The organism is Paenibacillus sp. sgz302190 (genome assembly GCF_059820445.1).
Genome location: NZ_JBZYAO010000007.1, coordinates 79,942 through 96,091, shown reverse-complemented (window position 1 = coordinate 96,091; position 16,150 = coordinate 79,942). Strand labels below are relative to the sequence as shown.

At 53.1% G+C, this 16,150-nt stretch carries 12 protein-coding genes and 1 riboswitch; of the genes, 3 read left to right on the top strand and 9 right to left on the bottom strand.

From position 1 onward, the window contains the following. Positions 1-15: 15 nt before the first annotated feature. The 8 genes from AC6RNO_RS10800 to AC6RNO_RS10765 form a co-directional block, all read right to left on the bottom strand. On the bottom strand, positions 16-786 hold the full coding sequence (locus AC6RNO_RS10800; protein WP_497105444.1) for a glucose 1-dehydrogenase: 771 nt from the start codon (positions 784-786) through the stop codon (positions 16-18). A gap of 312 nt (positions 787-1,098) precedes the next feature. Then, a complete protein-coding gene (locus tag AC6RNO_RS10795; protein ID WP_488438546.1) occupies positions 1,099-1,722 on the bottom strand; it encodes a pentapeptide repeat-containing protein in 624 nt (207 codons plus the stop codon). 13 nt (positions 1,723-1,735) lie between these two features. Continuing rightward, positions 1,736-3,064: a hypothetical protein gene (locus AC6RNO_RS10790; RefSeq protein ID WP_497105443.1), complete on the bottom strand. Its 1,329-nt coding sequence runs from the start codon at positions 3,062-3,064 to the stop codon at positions 1,736-1,738. A gap of 35 nt (positions 3,065-3,099) precedes the next feature. Further along, positions 3,100-3,333 (bottom strand): hypothetical protein, encoded by a 234-nt coding sequence (locus AC6RNO_RS10785; RefSeq protein ID WP_497105442.1) that lies wholly within the window; start codon positions 3,331-3,333, stop codon positions 3,100-3,102. 17 nt (positions 3,334-3,350) lie between these two features. Next, positions 3,351-6,350, bottom strand: coding sequence for a DUF5704 domain-containing protein (locus AC6RNO_RS10780; RefSeq protein ID WP_497105441.1), 3,000 nt, complete (start codon positions 6,348-6,350; stop codon positions 3,351-3,353). A 246-nt stretch (positions 6,351-6,596) separates the two neighbouring features. After that, entirely contained in the window at positions 6,597-7,898 is a 1,302-nt protein-coding gene (locus AC6RNO_RS10775) for an S-layer homology domain-containing protein (protein ID WP_497105440.1), read from the bottom strand. Positions 7,899-7,953: 55 nt separating this feature from the next. Continuing rightward, a riboswitch (cyclic di-GMP riboswitch) is annotated at positions 7,954-8,065 on the bottom strand. A 46-nt stretch (positions 8,066-8,111) separates the two neighbouring features. Next, entirely contained in the window at positions 8,112-8,444 is a 333-nt protein-coding gene (locus AC6RNO_RS10770) for a hypothetical protein (RefSeq protein ID WP_497105439.1), read from the bottom strand. A 303-nt stretch (positions 8,445-8,747) separates the two neighbouring features. Beyond that, complete coding sequence (locus AC6RNO_RS10765) at positions 8,748-9,389, bottom strand: GDSL-type esterase/lipase family protein (RefSeq protein ID WP_497105438.1); 642 nt, start codon at positions 9,387-9,389, stop codon at positions 8,748-8,750. 216 nt (positions 9,390-9,605) lie between these two features. Between AC6RNO_RS10765 and AC6RNO_RS10760 the strand changes: the two genes are divergently transcribed. Genes AC6RNO_RS10760 through AC6RNO_RS10750 form a run of 3 tightly spaced genes read left to right on the top strand, consistent with a single transcriptional unit; the run spans position 9,606 to position 15,385 of the window. After that, entirely contained in the window at positions 9,606-10,622 is a 1,017-nt protein-coding gene (locus AC6RNO_RS10760; RefSeq protein ID WP_497105437.1) for a glycoside hydrolase family protein, read from the top strand. A gap of 21 nt (positions 10,623-10,643) precedes the next feature. Beyond that, positions 10,644-13,316: a family 78 glycoside hydrolase catalytic domain gene (locus AC6RNO_RS10755; RefSeq protein ID WP_497105436.1), complete on the top strand. Its 2,673-nt coding sequence runs from the start codon at positions 10,644-10,646 to the stop codon at positions 13,314-13,316. Beyond that, positions 13,313-15,385 (top strand): glycoside hydrolase family 65, encoded by a 2,073-nt coding sequence (locus AC6RNO_RS10750; RefSeq protein WP_497105435.1) that lies wholly within the window; start codon positions 13,313-13,315, stop codon positions 15,383-15,385. Before AC6RNO_RS10755 ends, AC6RNO_RS10750 begins: the two co-directional genes overlap by 4 nt. A gap of 145 nt (positions 15,386-15,530) precedes the next feature. Here the strand turns inward: AC6RNO_RS10750 and AC6RNO_RS10745 are convergent, their stop codons facing one another. Further along, positions 15,531-15,950: a GNAT family N-acetyltransferase gene (locus AC6RNO_RS10745; RefSeq protein ID WP_497105434.1), complete on the bottom strand. Its 420-nt coding sequence runs from the start codon at positions 15,948-15,950 to the stop codon at positions 15,531-15,533. Between the last annotated feature and the right edge of the window lie 200 nt (positions 15,951-16,150).

The following is a 16,150-nucleotide window of genomic DNA, read 5'->3' as shown; positions in this document are numbered from 1 at the left end:
CTCTCTCCCCCTTCGTTAATCAAAAACTTGCAAAACGGACCGGCCCCCGTCCACGACGAGATTCGCCCCGGCAATAAATGCGGCCTCATCGGAAGCGAGAAACAGCGCCGCATTCGCGACATCCGCCGGTTTCCCGAATCGCCCCAGCGGGTGAGCCGCCAGCATCGCGCTGCGCTTTTGCTCCCGGTTCGGATAAGTTCTCATGTAGTTCTCGGCCATCGGTGTCTCGATATACCCCGGACTGACCGTATTCGCACGAATGCCCTGCCCGCCGAAATCGACGCAAATCCCCTGGGCCATAGCCAGCATGCCCGCTTTGGAAGCGTGATACGGAAAATGATTTTTCTGCGTGCGCGACACATGGGTCGAGCCGATATTGACGATGCTGCCTCCCCCATGCTTCAGCATGATCGGGATCGCGTGCTTGCAGCAGTACCATGCGCTTTTCAAATTCAAATTCATCACATGATCCCACTCCGCCTCGCCGGAAGTCACGACGTTCGCGCTGCCGCTGACTCCCGCGTTATTTACGAGAATATGCAGAGCGCCAAAACGCCCTTCGGCCGCCTCCATCAAATCCATCACACTGGACTCGGCGCGTATGTCGGCGTGGGCGAACATGCACCTCCCGCCCGCCTGGACGATCTCTTGGGCGACCCGTTCCCCATCTTCGGCGATATCATTGATAACCACACTCGCTCCCTCTTCGGCGAACCTTCTGGCGACAGCCTCTCCGATCCCCGAAGCCCCGCCGGTAACGACGGCCACCTTGCGCTCCAACCGCATGCTTTTCTCCCCTTTGACGATCCGCTAACGACCCGTGCCCGGCTTCTGCGCGCTGCTTGCGACCGGCGGCATCGAGTTCTTGATCAGTTTACAAGAAAGTCCGAAGCCGATTATAGGGCGAATTCATCAAAAATATAGGGCGGCGCACTTCACCTTCCAATTATTACATCCTTCGCCTTTAGTGCGGGGGTATGCAAAAAAGGCCTACTCCTAACTCATGATTCAAGTTGGAATAAGCCTTTGAAAGTTCAAATATTTGTTTTTTGGGTTGTTCTGTGCATCCGGTTGTAGGAGTTGCAAAAAGTACAGCAGTTAGTGAGAAATGTTAGATTCTAATAAAGTCTTCATCTCGTGGCTTGATAAGCCAATTTTCAGCTCTCCATTTATTGTAATACTTGAATTTATAAAATGTGCTTCACCAAAGCCAATGATATTTTGGAATTTCGTATTCGCAAAGTGACAATTGGTAAATTTTACATTCTTAAAAGTTGAATTATTAAATGTTGATGATAGAAACTCTGTGTTTTCAAATTCTACTTCTGAAAATGTTGAGTCATCCATATAAGTTAGCTCAAGTTTGGAATGGGAAACTTTCACGTCGTAAAATTGAGATTCATAATAAGTAGTTCTAAATGAATCTAAGTTATTGAGAACTGTTGAATTAAAACTCGAATAATCAGCCTTACCTTTCCTAAATACATTTTCCGAAAATTTGCAGCTATTAAAGGTGCTGCCGCATAGCGATGCTCCGCTTAAATATACTTTTGAAAAGTCGCAATTATTAAATACTACTTCTAAAAAACTGCTATTGTTCAAATCATATCCCGTAAATACTATTCCATCAAAAGAAGTATCTTGATAAATAAGTTCGCACACTTCTTTGGATAGCCCCATTGAAAATTCAGTATATTTCTTTAACTTTGTAAATAGATCCATTTACTACCACCTCCTAAGGCCATACAACTATTTTATCCATTAAACCTTGATTTGAAATTTCTCGCAAAAGCTCTGCTTTGTTCTCCATACTTAAATTTGAGACATCAAGTATTACATTTTCACCTTCACTTAGAGAGTTATTAACTGACCTCATGGCGCTTGAAAGTTTATAACCTCCCTTTTTGGGCGGATAATTTGAATTAAATGACTTAACATCCCACGCTTGCCCTTTGGCATCTATAAATTCCGCCTTTCCAGATGGATCTCTAGTTATAGGCCCGTCTAGTTTTCTTGCCTGCTCTAGTTCTAACCCGACCCTTGCCTCATGGTTTCCTTTATCAATATCAATCTGCCTTGTGGAACCTGCATGAGCCGGATCGTGTGCCAATTCGTCTAACTTTGCTTGAGTTCTTCCTCCAGTATAATTCCCATCCTTATCATAGAGGTTAGGTTTATTACCTTGTCCCGTCCCCCCGGAAGAATCGCTCTTAAAGCTCTGCACCAAATCACTGCTATCTTTGCCCAGATTTTTCGCACCCTGAAAAGCCATGGAGCTGGCATGGCCGATGACAACCGCACCGGCAATATTTAAGGCCACGCCCGGTACGACGCCAACTAAAGTGCCGTCCAGAGCGGTTCCGATGACCTCACCCACTCCGCCTATCGTTGCTTCCCCAGCAGCTCCTACCATAGAAGCGATATCTCCGACGATCTTCCCCGCCAAATAGGCTTTCGGATGCTCGGTGATGGCTTCGTTCTCTATTATTCCCATTGTCGCATTGCTTAATGCCGCATTGCCTGCACCCTGAAGAAATGAGCCCGCCACTGTAGATTGGAAAAACTCCTCAATTTCTCCTTCTACATAATCCATCAGCTTGGCTTTCGTATTCACCATTGTCGCGTAGGCTTCAAGTGCTGTCAATCCCAGTTCCTTCAAATTCGCTTGACTTATATCTGCATAAACATGATCAAATAATGCCAACATCACCTTCGCGGTATTGTTAATCGGAGATAGAAAGTCCAGCCCTTTGCTGACGACATTCTTCACAAAAGAAAGAATACCGCCGGCAGTTATCGCTTTGCCTTTCCCGTCCGCCTCATCGAATTGATTCGCTTTTTTCGTGGCGAAGTCCTGGATTTGCCGCAGTTCGCAGCGCAGGTCCTGCAGCATCCGGTCAATCGATTGGTAGCCGCTGTCCACATCGTACCGCTGGCGGCTGGACATTGCGAGTCCGTTCATCGCGCCGCGAAGCTGGCTTTGGATGCGCTCCAGTGTCCCGATCGTCGCATAAAGCTCGCTCGCCGTGGCTCGCAGCGTCGATGTGTCTACACGTATTTGCACCTAAGTTCCCCTTTCGTTAGTGGACCGAAGCTCTTTTAATGCGTTACCCTCGCGCCAAAATCGTCATAACTGGACAAATCCCCGTGATAGAACGCCACATCGCCATCCATCAGCGTGAACGTGTTGCCGTATTTATCCGTCGTCGTATTGCTGAATCCTTCCATCTGCCATTGGTTGTCCAGCGGGACGCTCTCCCCGGACAGCCGGTAATAGCGCAAAAAGGGATTCACATAATCGGCACTCTTGATGCTCTCCAAGTTGAAATTCACGATGATGTAGCCATCCTTCAAAAAGATCGGCGAATGATCGTCCAGCCCGCGATGTTCGTGCCCGCTGCTACCACATAAGGAGCCGCCGGCAAGCTGTACTCGCCATACCAGTGCTGGATCGAAGCCAGCGCCCGCTGTGGATCGACCGTGCTCGGCACGCCGGTTTTCGGTCCGATCATCGTCCGCGTCAGCCATGGCGATGTGAACCATGCGTAGGCGTTGCCGACCCACGACTTGCGCTTAGCCCGGTACAAAAAATCGCTCACCCCATAGTTGTCCGCCACATACGCAGCCGTATCGGCGAGCTCCTCGCCCGGCACATTGCGCATCGTGTCGTTCAGCAGCACATGCCGCTGCTGCTTGTCGTCCGCGGAGCCGATTTTTACAAAATACCTCACCGGTTTCTCCGAGTAGGCGTGGTAGTACAAATCCACCGGGATGCGCCCCGTGCCATCCTTATTCACAAAATAAAACGATGGCGTGATCCGAATTCCATCCCGGCGTCCGAACATGTTCCCTTTCGTCTTCAAGTCGAATTTAAAATGATACCCGGTCTTGATCGACACGGTATGGTCATAGCCTGGAAACGGGTGGCTTCCCGGGTGAATCGGCAGCACATACGGATAGCTGTTGCCCCGCGGGTTTCCGTCGATATCGTTCGTGCCGGTCCAGTACGAAACGCCTGTCGGCGAGATGCCGTCGCTCGTGCGGAACACGTACTGCCAGTCGTAGTCGCCGATATCCGTGATATGAAAATCATACAGCCTGCCGATCACCTCCACCGGGATCGTGTTCGTCGCAACATGATTCGGCCAATCGAAATTGGCGCTCGTTTGTGTCGTAAAGTCAGTAGGCGCATTGATCGCAATCGACCGAAAATGAACCGTATAGAAGCCTTCGTCGATCCACGTCGGCATGATGAACGTCATGTCCGGCTGATTCACCGGAATGTCGACCCAGGTGCCGGCCGTGATGTACGCCGACTTGTCCGCATTCCAGACGTCGAACTCGAAGCGGACTTGCTTGTTGGCGGTGTACTTGGCGTAATCGCCGTAACCGCCCGTGACCCCGTACCCGCCGAAACCGGGGTACGCGTCATGCTGGCCGGTCGTCGGCACGAACACCGTGAACGGCCGATCCAAAATGACCGCCGCCCGCCCTGCGGTGGGCACGACTTTTTCGTTGTGCGCCTGATCGTCGGTCACAGACGGATACATGACCACCGGTGTGTGCACCGTCACCGGGTTGATGCCGTCGATCGGATACGTTTTATCCGATCCGCCTTTGACATTCCCCGGGATCAGCGGGTAATAGATCGTGCCGGTCGTCGGCTGGTCCGCCCGGTTGACGAACGAATTGCTGACGACGTAGCCATTGCCGAACAGCACATCCCGGCCGATTTGCGTCGGCTGCGGAATCGTTCCCGGCGTCTGTCCCTGATCGGCGTGCCGGGAATTTTCCATAACGGTTACGCCGTTAAACACGACCAGGTCATTGTTCACCTGGTTGCGGCCCACGGCGTTCTCAGCTGCTGATTGAAACTCCGGCGGCGGTCCGGCGCCTGTTCCCAGGTTAACCGGATTACAAGCAGCCAGATGCACATGCGTGGCCACATCGTCGTTATTGCCGGATTGCAGCGTTGGCGCCGTATAACCATGAGGGTCCAACTGAACCGTATCATCGGGATAGCCGCCGAGCGCATAATTCGTGATCGTGGACTTCTCTAATCCGTAGACTTCTAAATTGTCGATCTGCCAGTAACTATATGGCCGTTTGACGATCATAGTTTGGTTTACGGTTTCCTTCATAGGGGCCGGTGGCACCCCTTCCCCGCCGCCCTCCGTCCAGACGTATGTTTTGGTCACTTCAACCGCATACGACACCTCGCCGGTCATATTCGCAAATTGATTTTGAAATAAATAATTCAGCCCCAACACGTTCGCATAGAGGCTTTCCGAAGTCGGGATTCCTTTTAACACATCGAATCTTTCCGCATCCCGCATATCCGCGAGAAGCACGCCGCTTGTCGCCGGGTCCATGACGGCGGCCTGATTGATCGTTCCTTTGGCCGGGGGGCCGATTTGCCGGGTGCACCTGGGTGGAGACCCGCAGCTGCTGGATACCGTCACCGATGCGGTACCCGTTTGATTGATGCCTGCCGCTGGATCGACATAGCGCGCTGTGATCGTAGCGCTGCCGGCCGAGCTTGCCGTGACCAATCCGCTTGAGTTCACGGAAGCTGCTGCCGGATTCGAGCTTGACCATGTCGTGTTCGGGCTGCTGGAAACATTTTGAGTCGTCCCGTCCGGTTTTGTTAAAGTCGCCGTCAATTGTTTGGTTGCGTTCATACCGGGACTTAAGCAGCCTGCAGGAACGTTTACCGTTAGACCGGCTGCCGCCGGTCGGTATTCGGCAACAATGGTGGTACCGCCGATATTCATCGTTATATTTCGGTTTGTTAAGTGAGCATCCCCTATCACTTGCGGAAACTTGATGTCGCTCGGATCCATCGTGGGGTAAATATATGATTTTGAAATCGGGACCGTTTGTCCATTGTGATCATAAACAGGAGGAAGGTTGTAAGTCACACTTTCCAAATAACGGTACACATTTTCGGTCTTCACTATATCAATGAGCGTTCTCGTGGTTCCGTCTGCTGAAACCAGATATCTTTCTACGGTTAAAGGTTCATAAGGCGTATACGATGCAGGTATATCATAATAATCATCAAGATCATCCGGGTGGGCCCATGGTTCCGCACGTTTAATTTCTTGAAGTGTATAAAAAGGTCCACGCCTTGTGCTCCCGTCGGACGCATTGAACGATTCCATGATTGCGCTGAAATAGATGGGTTGCCCCGGCTGCAGGACAGAGTCAAAGCTGTCAAAAAAATCCCGATCGACCGTAGCTCCGTCAAATTTAAAGGTAGTTCTTACCGGTTCGCCAGGGATTGGCGTATTCGGAAATTGAGTTATATTCGCCGCATTGTTATAAACTACAGTACCGGTTAGATCCATCGGCTTGCAATTGCCACTTGAACATGCCGGAGCACTATGAATCATCCACCCGACAATTCGGTACCGAATACCGGTTGTGGCAGCAGTTGAAGTAATGTCAATTGTTACATCATGTGAACTTTCCTCCAAATAAATTGACACTGGGTAGGCATACGTCCACAAAGATGGCAAAAGCACTAGTAACAGTGCCGTAAGAAATACAATTGATATATTTTTTTGTAGTTCTTTTCATAGGTTATTTGCCTTCTACTCTGCATGATAGGTTTTATAAGCAAAGAATGCAGCATCAGATGTTATTTTCTTTTCTGCAAGTTGCGAAGCAAAATTTTCTGACGCAATGGCCACATCTGTATAACCAATATACCACACGTCTTTTTCAATATTTTTCGGCCCCCATATATCGACAAACAAATTTTTGTTTTCATCAAAACTGGTTACTCTAAACCGAAACATACTTCGTACCCAATGCTTATTATCGCCGAAAAAAACGATAGAAGGTTCTGGTGTCACAGTGCCTTCAATTCGAATGTGATTTTGCTTCACCCACTCGACATACTTTTGGGCATCACCACTGACGTGCTTCGGAATATTAACGGTTTGTACGAAAGCATCCACCCAGTTTTGGTCTATTGTCTCGTAATCCACATTCAGTATCTGATTGCCAAACTGTGATACGAGTTTAACCCATCGATCGACTGTATCCCTAGAGTAATATCTGGAGTCATGGATGATTTCCTTTGCAGTAAAACGGGTCAAATCCGTCTGAAACGGATGTTTATGTTCGTACATTTCATTGGGAATATCCTGTAGGATGTAAGGGAAATCACCGCTATTCGACGGCAGATTTGTTGTGCGAATCGCGCGTCCCCAAGGATCTTTGGGGGCATTCGTGGATTGCTCCGCACTGGCAACGGCTTTTTCATCGACGGCCAGCGAATGACCTCCCTTAACAGTCAAAATGCGTTCAATTGTCGTTACCGCCTGAGCCCGTGTCGTCGGTTGGTCTTCCCCGAGCGTCCCCCTATCATCTAGACCGGTAATCAGACCGGCTTTGGTCGCTAGATACATCCACTTCGTGTCATCAATGTTCTTGTCGGCGGTTGCGGCCCTAACAGCCGTTCTGGCCATTTCTTGACGCGTCATCGGCGTGTTCCAATCCCCGCTCGTAAAATCGCTCCGCTTATAAATCCCCGCGTTGGTCGCCGCGTTAACGTAAGGCAAGTACCAGTCATTACCTTCGGTTACCCCTGAGATTGGAATATGAAGCGCGGTATCGACCAGTTTGATAAACTCGGCGCGCGTCACTTTTGCATTCGGTTTGAAGGAGTGGTCCTGGTATCCGTCGACATATCCTTTTTGTACCGCGCCGGCGATGGTCGTCTCCGCCCAATGCCCTTTTGTGTCGCTGAAGCTGCCTGTAGAAGCCGTACCGGTGGCATTTGTTGTTTTCGTGCCTGGCGTAGCGGCGGTTGAATCAGCTTTGACATCCGGAATTGAACTTCCCAGTAGTGCAACAACTGCCAGTGATGTAATCAAATGGGCTCTCATTTTTATGCCTCCATAGTAAAAAAATTACTTTTCCCAAAATAAAAAACCAACTGCCTTTGGCGGCCCGGCTGCCGTTTCCCCGAGGGAAGTCTAGCGACTTGTACCCCGTAGAAGTAGGCCCGTGGCTTTGCGTCCCTGTCTTTCGAACAGGTTTGCCTTTTCAATTCCACTTGGTTCTTAGGTATTTAAAACTATAAAAATAGTACATTAGATTTAATATGAGTTCCATATTAACCCATAAACTAACATATTTCCACAAAAAAAATTATACCTTGCGCTCAACGCGTTTGTTTTACACCCCCCGCTAATTAGCTTTACAGCTTTTAGGTGATCGCTACCTTCAAAAAAAGATTCATCGACACGCCCAAAATAAAAAGCCGCCCCCATCGTCGTAAGATGGTACGCAGCTTTTCGGTCTGGCGTGCTAGAACCGGCGGCACATCTGCCTAGCAACACAAAGAAAACCTGCAAAAGTGCAGGTTTTTGCTCGTTGATAGGCTGGCAATGAAACAATTCCTGCAAATGTGCAGGCTTTTCATCGAACACGTGGACCTCAGGCTCGTTTAAGCGAAAATTCCTGTATAATCGCAGGCTTTTCGCCAAAACGAGCCACTTTCATGGAAAAATCCTGCACTTTTGCAGGTTTTCGGGCTGCCTGTGCCTATGCCGATGCTGTGCCTACGCCTATGCCGTGCCAATGCCAACACCCAGCCGCTTCATGAATGACCGCGCCCCAAATCAGCTCCCCCCTGGCTGCCCCAGCAAACGCCACCCAAGCCGCGCAGCTTCCAGCGCGCGGCGTTGCACCGCATGACGGCAGCCGGCCGACCATTCCACAATCTCCCGGAATCACTTGTTTCCGGGAAAAGGCACCATAACGGCCTTCAGCCATGTCACGGCCATCAGCATGTCCCCGAGCGGGTTCATATGTACGCCGTCGGTAGTCGAATCTTTGCCTGTTTCACTTGCAATAAAATCGATAAACGCTTGATGCGTGGGCACCAGGATCGCGTCGAACTGTCCGGCGAGCCGGTTCACGATGTCCACGTAAGGGCGCAGCAGTATATTTCCCGTCGCATCCGGGTACTCCTTGATCACCGTAGGCTGCATGAGGATCGGGCGGCAGCCGGGTATTTGCTTCGTTTGTTCCAGCAAGTGACGGTATACCGCTTCGAATTTGTCGGGGTACACCTGCTCCGCATCCGGTGAGTCCAATTGCCGCCACACGTCGTTGATGCCGATCGAAACCGATACCCACTGCGGCCGGTGATCGAGCACATCGAGTGTCCAGCGTTTTTCCAGGTCGGTCACGCGGTTGCCGGAAACGCCTTCATTTATGATTTTCAGCGAAAGATTCGGGTACGCCGCCGTCAAGTAATCGTGAATCAGGCGAACATAGCCCGACCCGAGCTTCAGGGGATCTTTTTTTCTTCCTTTGTCAGTGATGCTGTCGCCGATAAACACGATCTTGTCCTTGGCTTTAAACGGCACGGTAACGCCTCCTCATGTTGCCGCCGGCAAACGGGCGGCTTTTTACCCCCTCATCCTACGCCGGGTTGTCTGCCAAGTCAATGCGGCCGGCGGCCGAAGGTAGCATCGACCTATATATCGGATACAATCCCCCCCACAGCATGAAAGCGGTTAATTGTAAGCTGAAAATGGCAATATCCGCGATAAAAGCCAGCGAAAATAAAGGAGCGTGCCGCATTGCAAATCCAGCCCTATATGACGCCTTACAAATTGGGCGCGCCGGTTCTTGCCGGTTCCGGTAAACCCGGCCATTTCGATGAACGAGCCGTGGATTGTCCCTTCGTTTTTCAGCATAACGATATGTTTTACATGATGTATGTCGGATTCGACGGCATCGGCTACCAGACGGCTTTGGCCGTCAGCAAAAACCTGCTCGACTGGGAGCATCTGAGCGTCATTTTACAGCGCAACGAGCATGGGGCCTGGGATTCCGTCAATATAGCCGGGACGTGGATTTTGAAAGAGAATCGCATCGATGCCCCTCCCGTTCTGAAAAAATGGAACGACAAATACTGGCTCGTCTACCACGCCTATCCCGAAACCGGGTACGAAGAGGGCTCGGCGAAAATCGGAATTGCCTGGACGGAGGACGAGCGGCTGCTGGAGTGGCACAAATGCCCGGATCCGATTTTGACCCCCGAGGAAGGCGCAGATTGGGAAAAAGGCGGGCTCTATAAAGAATGTCTGATTGAGCATGAGGGCGCATTTTATTTGTTCTATAACGCCAAAAACAAAAATAAAGGCAGATGGATCGAACAGACGGGAGTCGCCTTCTCCCGGGACTTGCAGCAATGGCAAAGATACGAGCGCAATCCTGTACTGCCCGTGACTCCGGACGAATGGGACTGCGGCTTCGCCAGCGACCCGTGCGTGCTGCACGACCCCGACCGCGGCCTGTGGGTCATGTATTACTTCGGCTACAATTACAAGCAGGCGCAGGAAGGCATTGCCCTTTCCGGCGATTTGCTGCATTGGGACAAATACCCCGAACCGATTATCCGAGTCGGAGATGAGGGCAGCATTGACTCCATTTTTGCCCATAAGCCGTCCGTCATTACGCACCAAGGCGTGCTTTATCATTTTTACTGCTCCTGCCGGCCGTACCGGGAGGACGATCCGACCAAAAACTACGGCAAAGAGTTCAGGACAATCAGCGTCGCCGCTTCACAGCCGATTTTCGGCACATCATCGTGATTGTAAAGGAGACCGGAACCGATGCAAGTGGATGAAATGTATGTGGAAAGCAAGCGCTGCCCGCTCGGAGTCGGCGTCGGCCGCCCGGCTTTCGGCTGGAGCTTCCCGCCGGCGGCCGAACGCCTGCAAATGCAAAGCGCTTACCGGATCATCGTAACGGACAGCGCAGGCGGCAGCGTATGGGACAGCGGCAAACGCTTAAGCAGAAACAACGTGCACATCGTCTACGACGGCGCTCCCCTCCAATCCCGAAACCGCTACTATTGGAAGATTCAGGTTTGGGACAGCGGCGGCCGAATGACCGAAAGCCCCGTATCCTGGTGGGAAATGGGGCTGCTCGGCCAGGGCGATTGGTCGGCCCGATGGATCGGCGGGCGCAGCAGCGCGCCGCAGGCAAACGCGCAGGCTCCGCTCCCATTGTTCAGGCGCGAATTCCGCGTACACAAGCCGGTGGCGAGGGCCAGAGCCTATATATGCGGTTTGGGGCAGTACGAACTGCGGCTGAACGGGCATAAAGTCGGTGACAGCGTGCTGGAGCCGGGATGGACCGACTATAACAAAACGTGCCTTTATTCCGTGTACGATGTGACCGGCGCACTGAACGAGGGCGCCAATGCGATTGGCGTCATGCTGGGGAACGGATTTTTCAACGTGACAGGCGGCCGCTATACGAAGTTCAAGCGTTCATTCGGCACGCCCACATGCATCGTCCAATTGGAAATTACGTATACCGACGGCACGAGCTCGACGATTGCCAGCGATGGAAGCTGGCGCACCGCGCCGGGGCCGGTCGTCTTTTCCTGCATGTATGGGGGCGAAGATTTCGACGCGCGGCTCCTGCAAGCGGGCTGGGATCGCCCCGGCTTCGCCCCCGGCGAAGCGTGGGAGCCTGCCGAAGAAACGGCCCCCCCTGCGGGCAAGCTGAAGCCGCAAGCGACGTTCCCCTTGAAGGAAATGGAAACGTTCCTGCCCGCGAGCATCTCGCATCCGGGTCCCGGAGTGTACGTCGCAGACTTCGGGCAAAATTTTGCAGGCTGGGTGGAAATAGCCGTCCGCGGCCCAAAGGGGGCGAAAGTCGTCTTGTCGCCTGCCGAGCTGCTGAAGGACAACGGCACCGCCAACCAAAAATGGACCGGCTCCCCGTACCGGTTCACCTACATCCTAAGCGGAGACAGCGAGGAGGAAGTATGGTCGCCCCGCTTCAGCTACTACGGCTTCCGCTATGTGCAAATCGAAGGCGCGGTTCCCGCCGATCGTGCCGGCAATGACGCGGACGTTCCCGTGCTTGTCCGACTCGAAGGCCGGATGATTTACCCGGCTGCGGACGTTCGCGGCCGCTTCGCCAGCTCGGATGCGATGCTGAACCGGACGCACGACATCATTAACCGGGCTGTGCTCAGCAACATGAAAAGCATTTTTACGGATTGCCCGCATCGGGAAAAGCTCGGCTGGCTGGAGCAAGTCCATCTGATGGGCCCTTCCGTCGCCTTCAACTACGATGTCGAGCCTTTGTTCGTGAAAACGATGGAAGACATCCGCGACGCGCAGCTGCCGGACGGCATGGTGCCGACGACGGCGCCGGAATATGTCGTCTTCTCCGACAAGTGGCGCTGCTTCCGCGATTCCGTATCCTGGGGCGCCGCCTACGTGCTTACAGGCTGGAACCTGCTGCGCATGTACGGCAACAGCCGGGTTTTGGAGGAGCACTACGACGGGATGAAAGCCTACGTCGATTATGTGGCCGCCTGCTCCGACCGGTTGATCGTGACGGGCGGCCTTGGCGATTGGTACGATGCGGGAGACGATCCTCCCGGTTTTGTCCAAAACACGCCGGTTGCGCATACCGAAACGGCGATGTTTTACCATATGACGGATGTGTTCGCGCAAATCGCACAGGCCGTCGGCAACCATCAGGACGCGGCCGAATATGAACGGCTCCGCGAACAGATCAAATCGGCGTTCAATGCCGCTTTTTTCGACCGCAATACGCGGCAGTATGCGACCGGCAGCCAGACGACCAACGCGATGCCGCTCGTTTTGGGACTGGCCGACGCCTTCGACAAGGAATTCGTCCTTTCCCGCCTTATAGAAGATATCCGGCAGCGCGGGTGGCATACGACCGCAGGCGACATCGGGCACCGTTACGTGCTCCTCGCGCTGGCGCAAAACGGCCGTTCGGACATCATTTACGAAATGACCCGCCAAACCGGCCATCCCAGCTACGGCTACCAAATCGTACACGGCGCGACGGCGCTGACGGAAGCGTGGGACGGTCCGACCGTCGGCAAATCGCAAAACCATTTCATGCTCGGGCATTTGGAGGAATGGCTGTACAGCGGCTTGGCCGGCATTGACTACCGCTACGATCCCGGCCTGGAAAGCTACAGGCTGTCGATTCGGCCTTTTTTGCCTGACGGCCTTGAAGAAGCCGCCGCCGAACACCGCCTGCCCGCCGGACGCATTCGCGTCGCATGGAAGCGCAGCGGACGGAACCGGCTGACGCTGGACGCGGACATCCCCGCCAACTGCACAGCAGACATTCACGTTCCTTCATTGCGTATGGAAACGCTGATGGAAAGCGGAGTTCCGGTTACAGCCGCCGAAGCTGTCGAAATCGTCCGGCATGAGCACGGTTATGCCGTAGTACGAGCTGGATCGGGCCAGTATCGTTTTGAAAGTGTGGTGCCCTTATGAAGATAGACCGTAAAGCGCTCGTCTGGCGCCATAATCCGCATATTTCCGGATTTGACAAATTATCCTCCCTGTCGGTCGGCAACGGGAACTACGCGTTTACCGTCGATGCCACCGGATTGCAGACGTTTCCCGGGCTTTACGCGGACGGGGGCGTGCCGCTGGGCCATTTGGCCAACTGGGCATGGCACACCTCCCCAAATCCCGAAGGCTATGCTGTGGAAAAGTTTCCGCTCACCTATTTCCCTACCTTCGGCGGGAGAGGCGTCGGCTTTCCGTATATGCCGCCCGGCCAGACGAGCGATGCCTACAAATGGCTGAAATTCAATCCGCACAAGCTTCATTTGGGGAGGATCGGGTTCCGGCTGACGCTGCCGGACGGAAATGAGACGTCCCATGAAGATTTGGAAGACATCCGGCAAGTTCTCGATCTGTGGTCGGGCGTCATCCGCAGCAGCTTCGCCATGGCGGGAAGCGGAACCGAAGTCACGACCGTCTGCCACCCCCGCCAGGATACGATCGCCGTTCGCGTCAAATCCGGCCTGATCCGCCAGGGACGCCTGCAGATTGCCTTCCATTTTCCTTACGGCACATGGAAATTCGCCGCCGCCGATTGGGGCAAGCCGGACCGGCATGAAACGCACATCGAGCGGCAAGGTGAACGCTCCGTCCAAATTCGCCGCCGGCTCGATCAGGACGGTTATGTCATGCACGCGGTCTGGACGAACGGGACGTTGGCGCGCGATGAAGGCGACAAACATTTGCTGCTTTTGACCCCGTCCCCGGATCAAGATGAATTGGAGCTGAGATTCCGCTGCACGCCGGAACCGGCCGGCGAAGAGCTGCCGTCGTTCGAAGCGGTGCGCTCGGCAAGCGAGCGCCACTGGGCCGGCTTCTGGCATTCAGGCGGCGCCATCGAGCTGGCCGGCAGCAAGGATAAACGGGCGCACGAGCTGGAGCGCAGAATCGTGCTCTCGCAATATGTGACGGCCATCCAATCGTCCGGCGCGCTGCCTCCGGCGGAGTCCGGCCTTACCCATAACAGCTGGGGCGGCAAATTTCATCTGGAAATGCACTGGTGGCATTCCGTCCACTTCGCGCTCTGGAACCGGACCGAACTTATGGAGAACAGCCTGGAATGGTACTTCGGCATATTGGACAAAGCCCGTGCGCTGGCCGCTTCGCAAGGCTACGAAGGCGCGCGCTGGCCGAAATGCGCGGCCCCGGACGGCGTCAACGCGCCCTGCTACATCGAGCCGTTTCTGATCTGGCAGCAGCCGCATCCGATCTATTACGCCGAGCTGCTGTACAGCATCAAGGGCGGGCGCGAACTGCTGGAAAAATACGCCGAGCTCGTCTTCGAAAGCGCGGCGTTCATGGCCTCCTTCGCCGAATGGGATGCCGGGCGGCAGCGGTATGTGCTCGGACCGCCCGTCGCCCCTGCGCAAGAAATATACGACCATGCGGTGACGATGAATCCCGCCTTCGAACTGTCTTACTGGGCGTTCGGATTATTGACGGCGAATGCGTGGAAAGAACGTCTGGGGCTGCCGCGAACGGAGAAGTGGGAGCACATCCTGGAGCATTTGAGCGAGCTGCCTGCGGCAGACGGGCTGTACGCAGCCGCAGAGACAGCTCCCGATACGTTCAGCGGTGGCGGCGGAACGAAAGACCACCCGACGATGCTAGCGCCGCTAGGTGTCCTGCCCGGCGTTAAAGTCGATCCCGAAACGATGCGCCGTACCCTTCGCGAAGTGATGAACGCATGGGATTGGGATGCGACCTGGGGTTGGGACTATCCGATGGCGGCCATGACCGCAGCCAGACTTGGCGAGGGACAATTGGCGGTGGACACCCTTTTGATGGATAAAATCACCAACACCTTTTTGCCGAACGGCCACAATTATCAAAGAAAGCCGTTAACCGTCTACCTCCCCGGAAACGGAGGACTGTTGACCGCAGCGGCGATGATGGCTGCCGGCTGGCAGGGCGGGCCGGACGCCCACGCCCCGGGATTTCCCCAGGACGGCACGTGGTGCGTGAACTACGAGGGGCTGGCCAAAATGTTGTAAAATGCAGCAAAAAAAGACGTACCGAAAGTCCTGTCATGGACTTGGACGGTACGTCTTTTTGCCGCTATGTAGATAATCATTCCGCCGTGGCAAACGTCGTTGAAGTATTTTTACTAAAATGGCCACCCAGGTTCTCCACAAGAAGTCAAAGGTCTTTCTTTAGATAATAATGCGTGTGACCCCCAGCGTTTTGTATAACTCCATATACTTCAAAACCTTGCTTTTTGTAAAAATCTAAAGCCTGGAAGCTTAAAGTATCAAGTTTTATGAAATCGCACTTTTTCTCTTTAGCTATTTTTTCAGCTTCAGACAAAAGTCTTTTCCCGTAACCTAATTTACGCACCTTCTCATCAACAAATAAGTAGTGTACTTCCAACCAGTTCCAACTAATTTCACCTACGATTCCGCCATAAATCTGACCATCTGCGTTCTTCAAAAATAGATTTACTTCTTGATACCTGCCTTTTAAATCATCAGGGAAATGCTGCAGATTAAACTCAATCATTTTATCTCTAATAAACGTCTTTTCAGCACTATTTAAACTACTGGAAATTTGCAGATCCATTTTTTCACTCCGTTCTAACGTACATTCTTCAGACTGAGTCTCCTTCAATTTATACTACCGTAGTACCGCCTCGCATCTGTCCCCTACATCCTCTCCATTGAAACCGCAAACAACCCATAATATACCATCGGCAAGCAAGCGCTGTCCATCTATTTGTCTTACTTCAGTTCGCGGCTCATAGACTCAGGACTACAGGATTA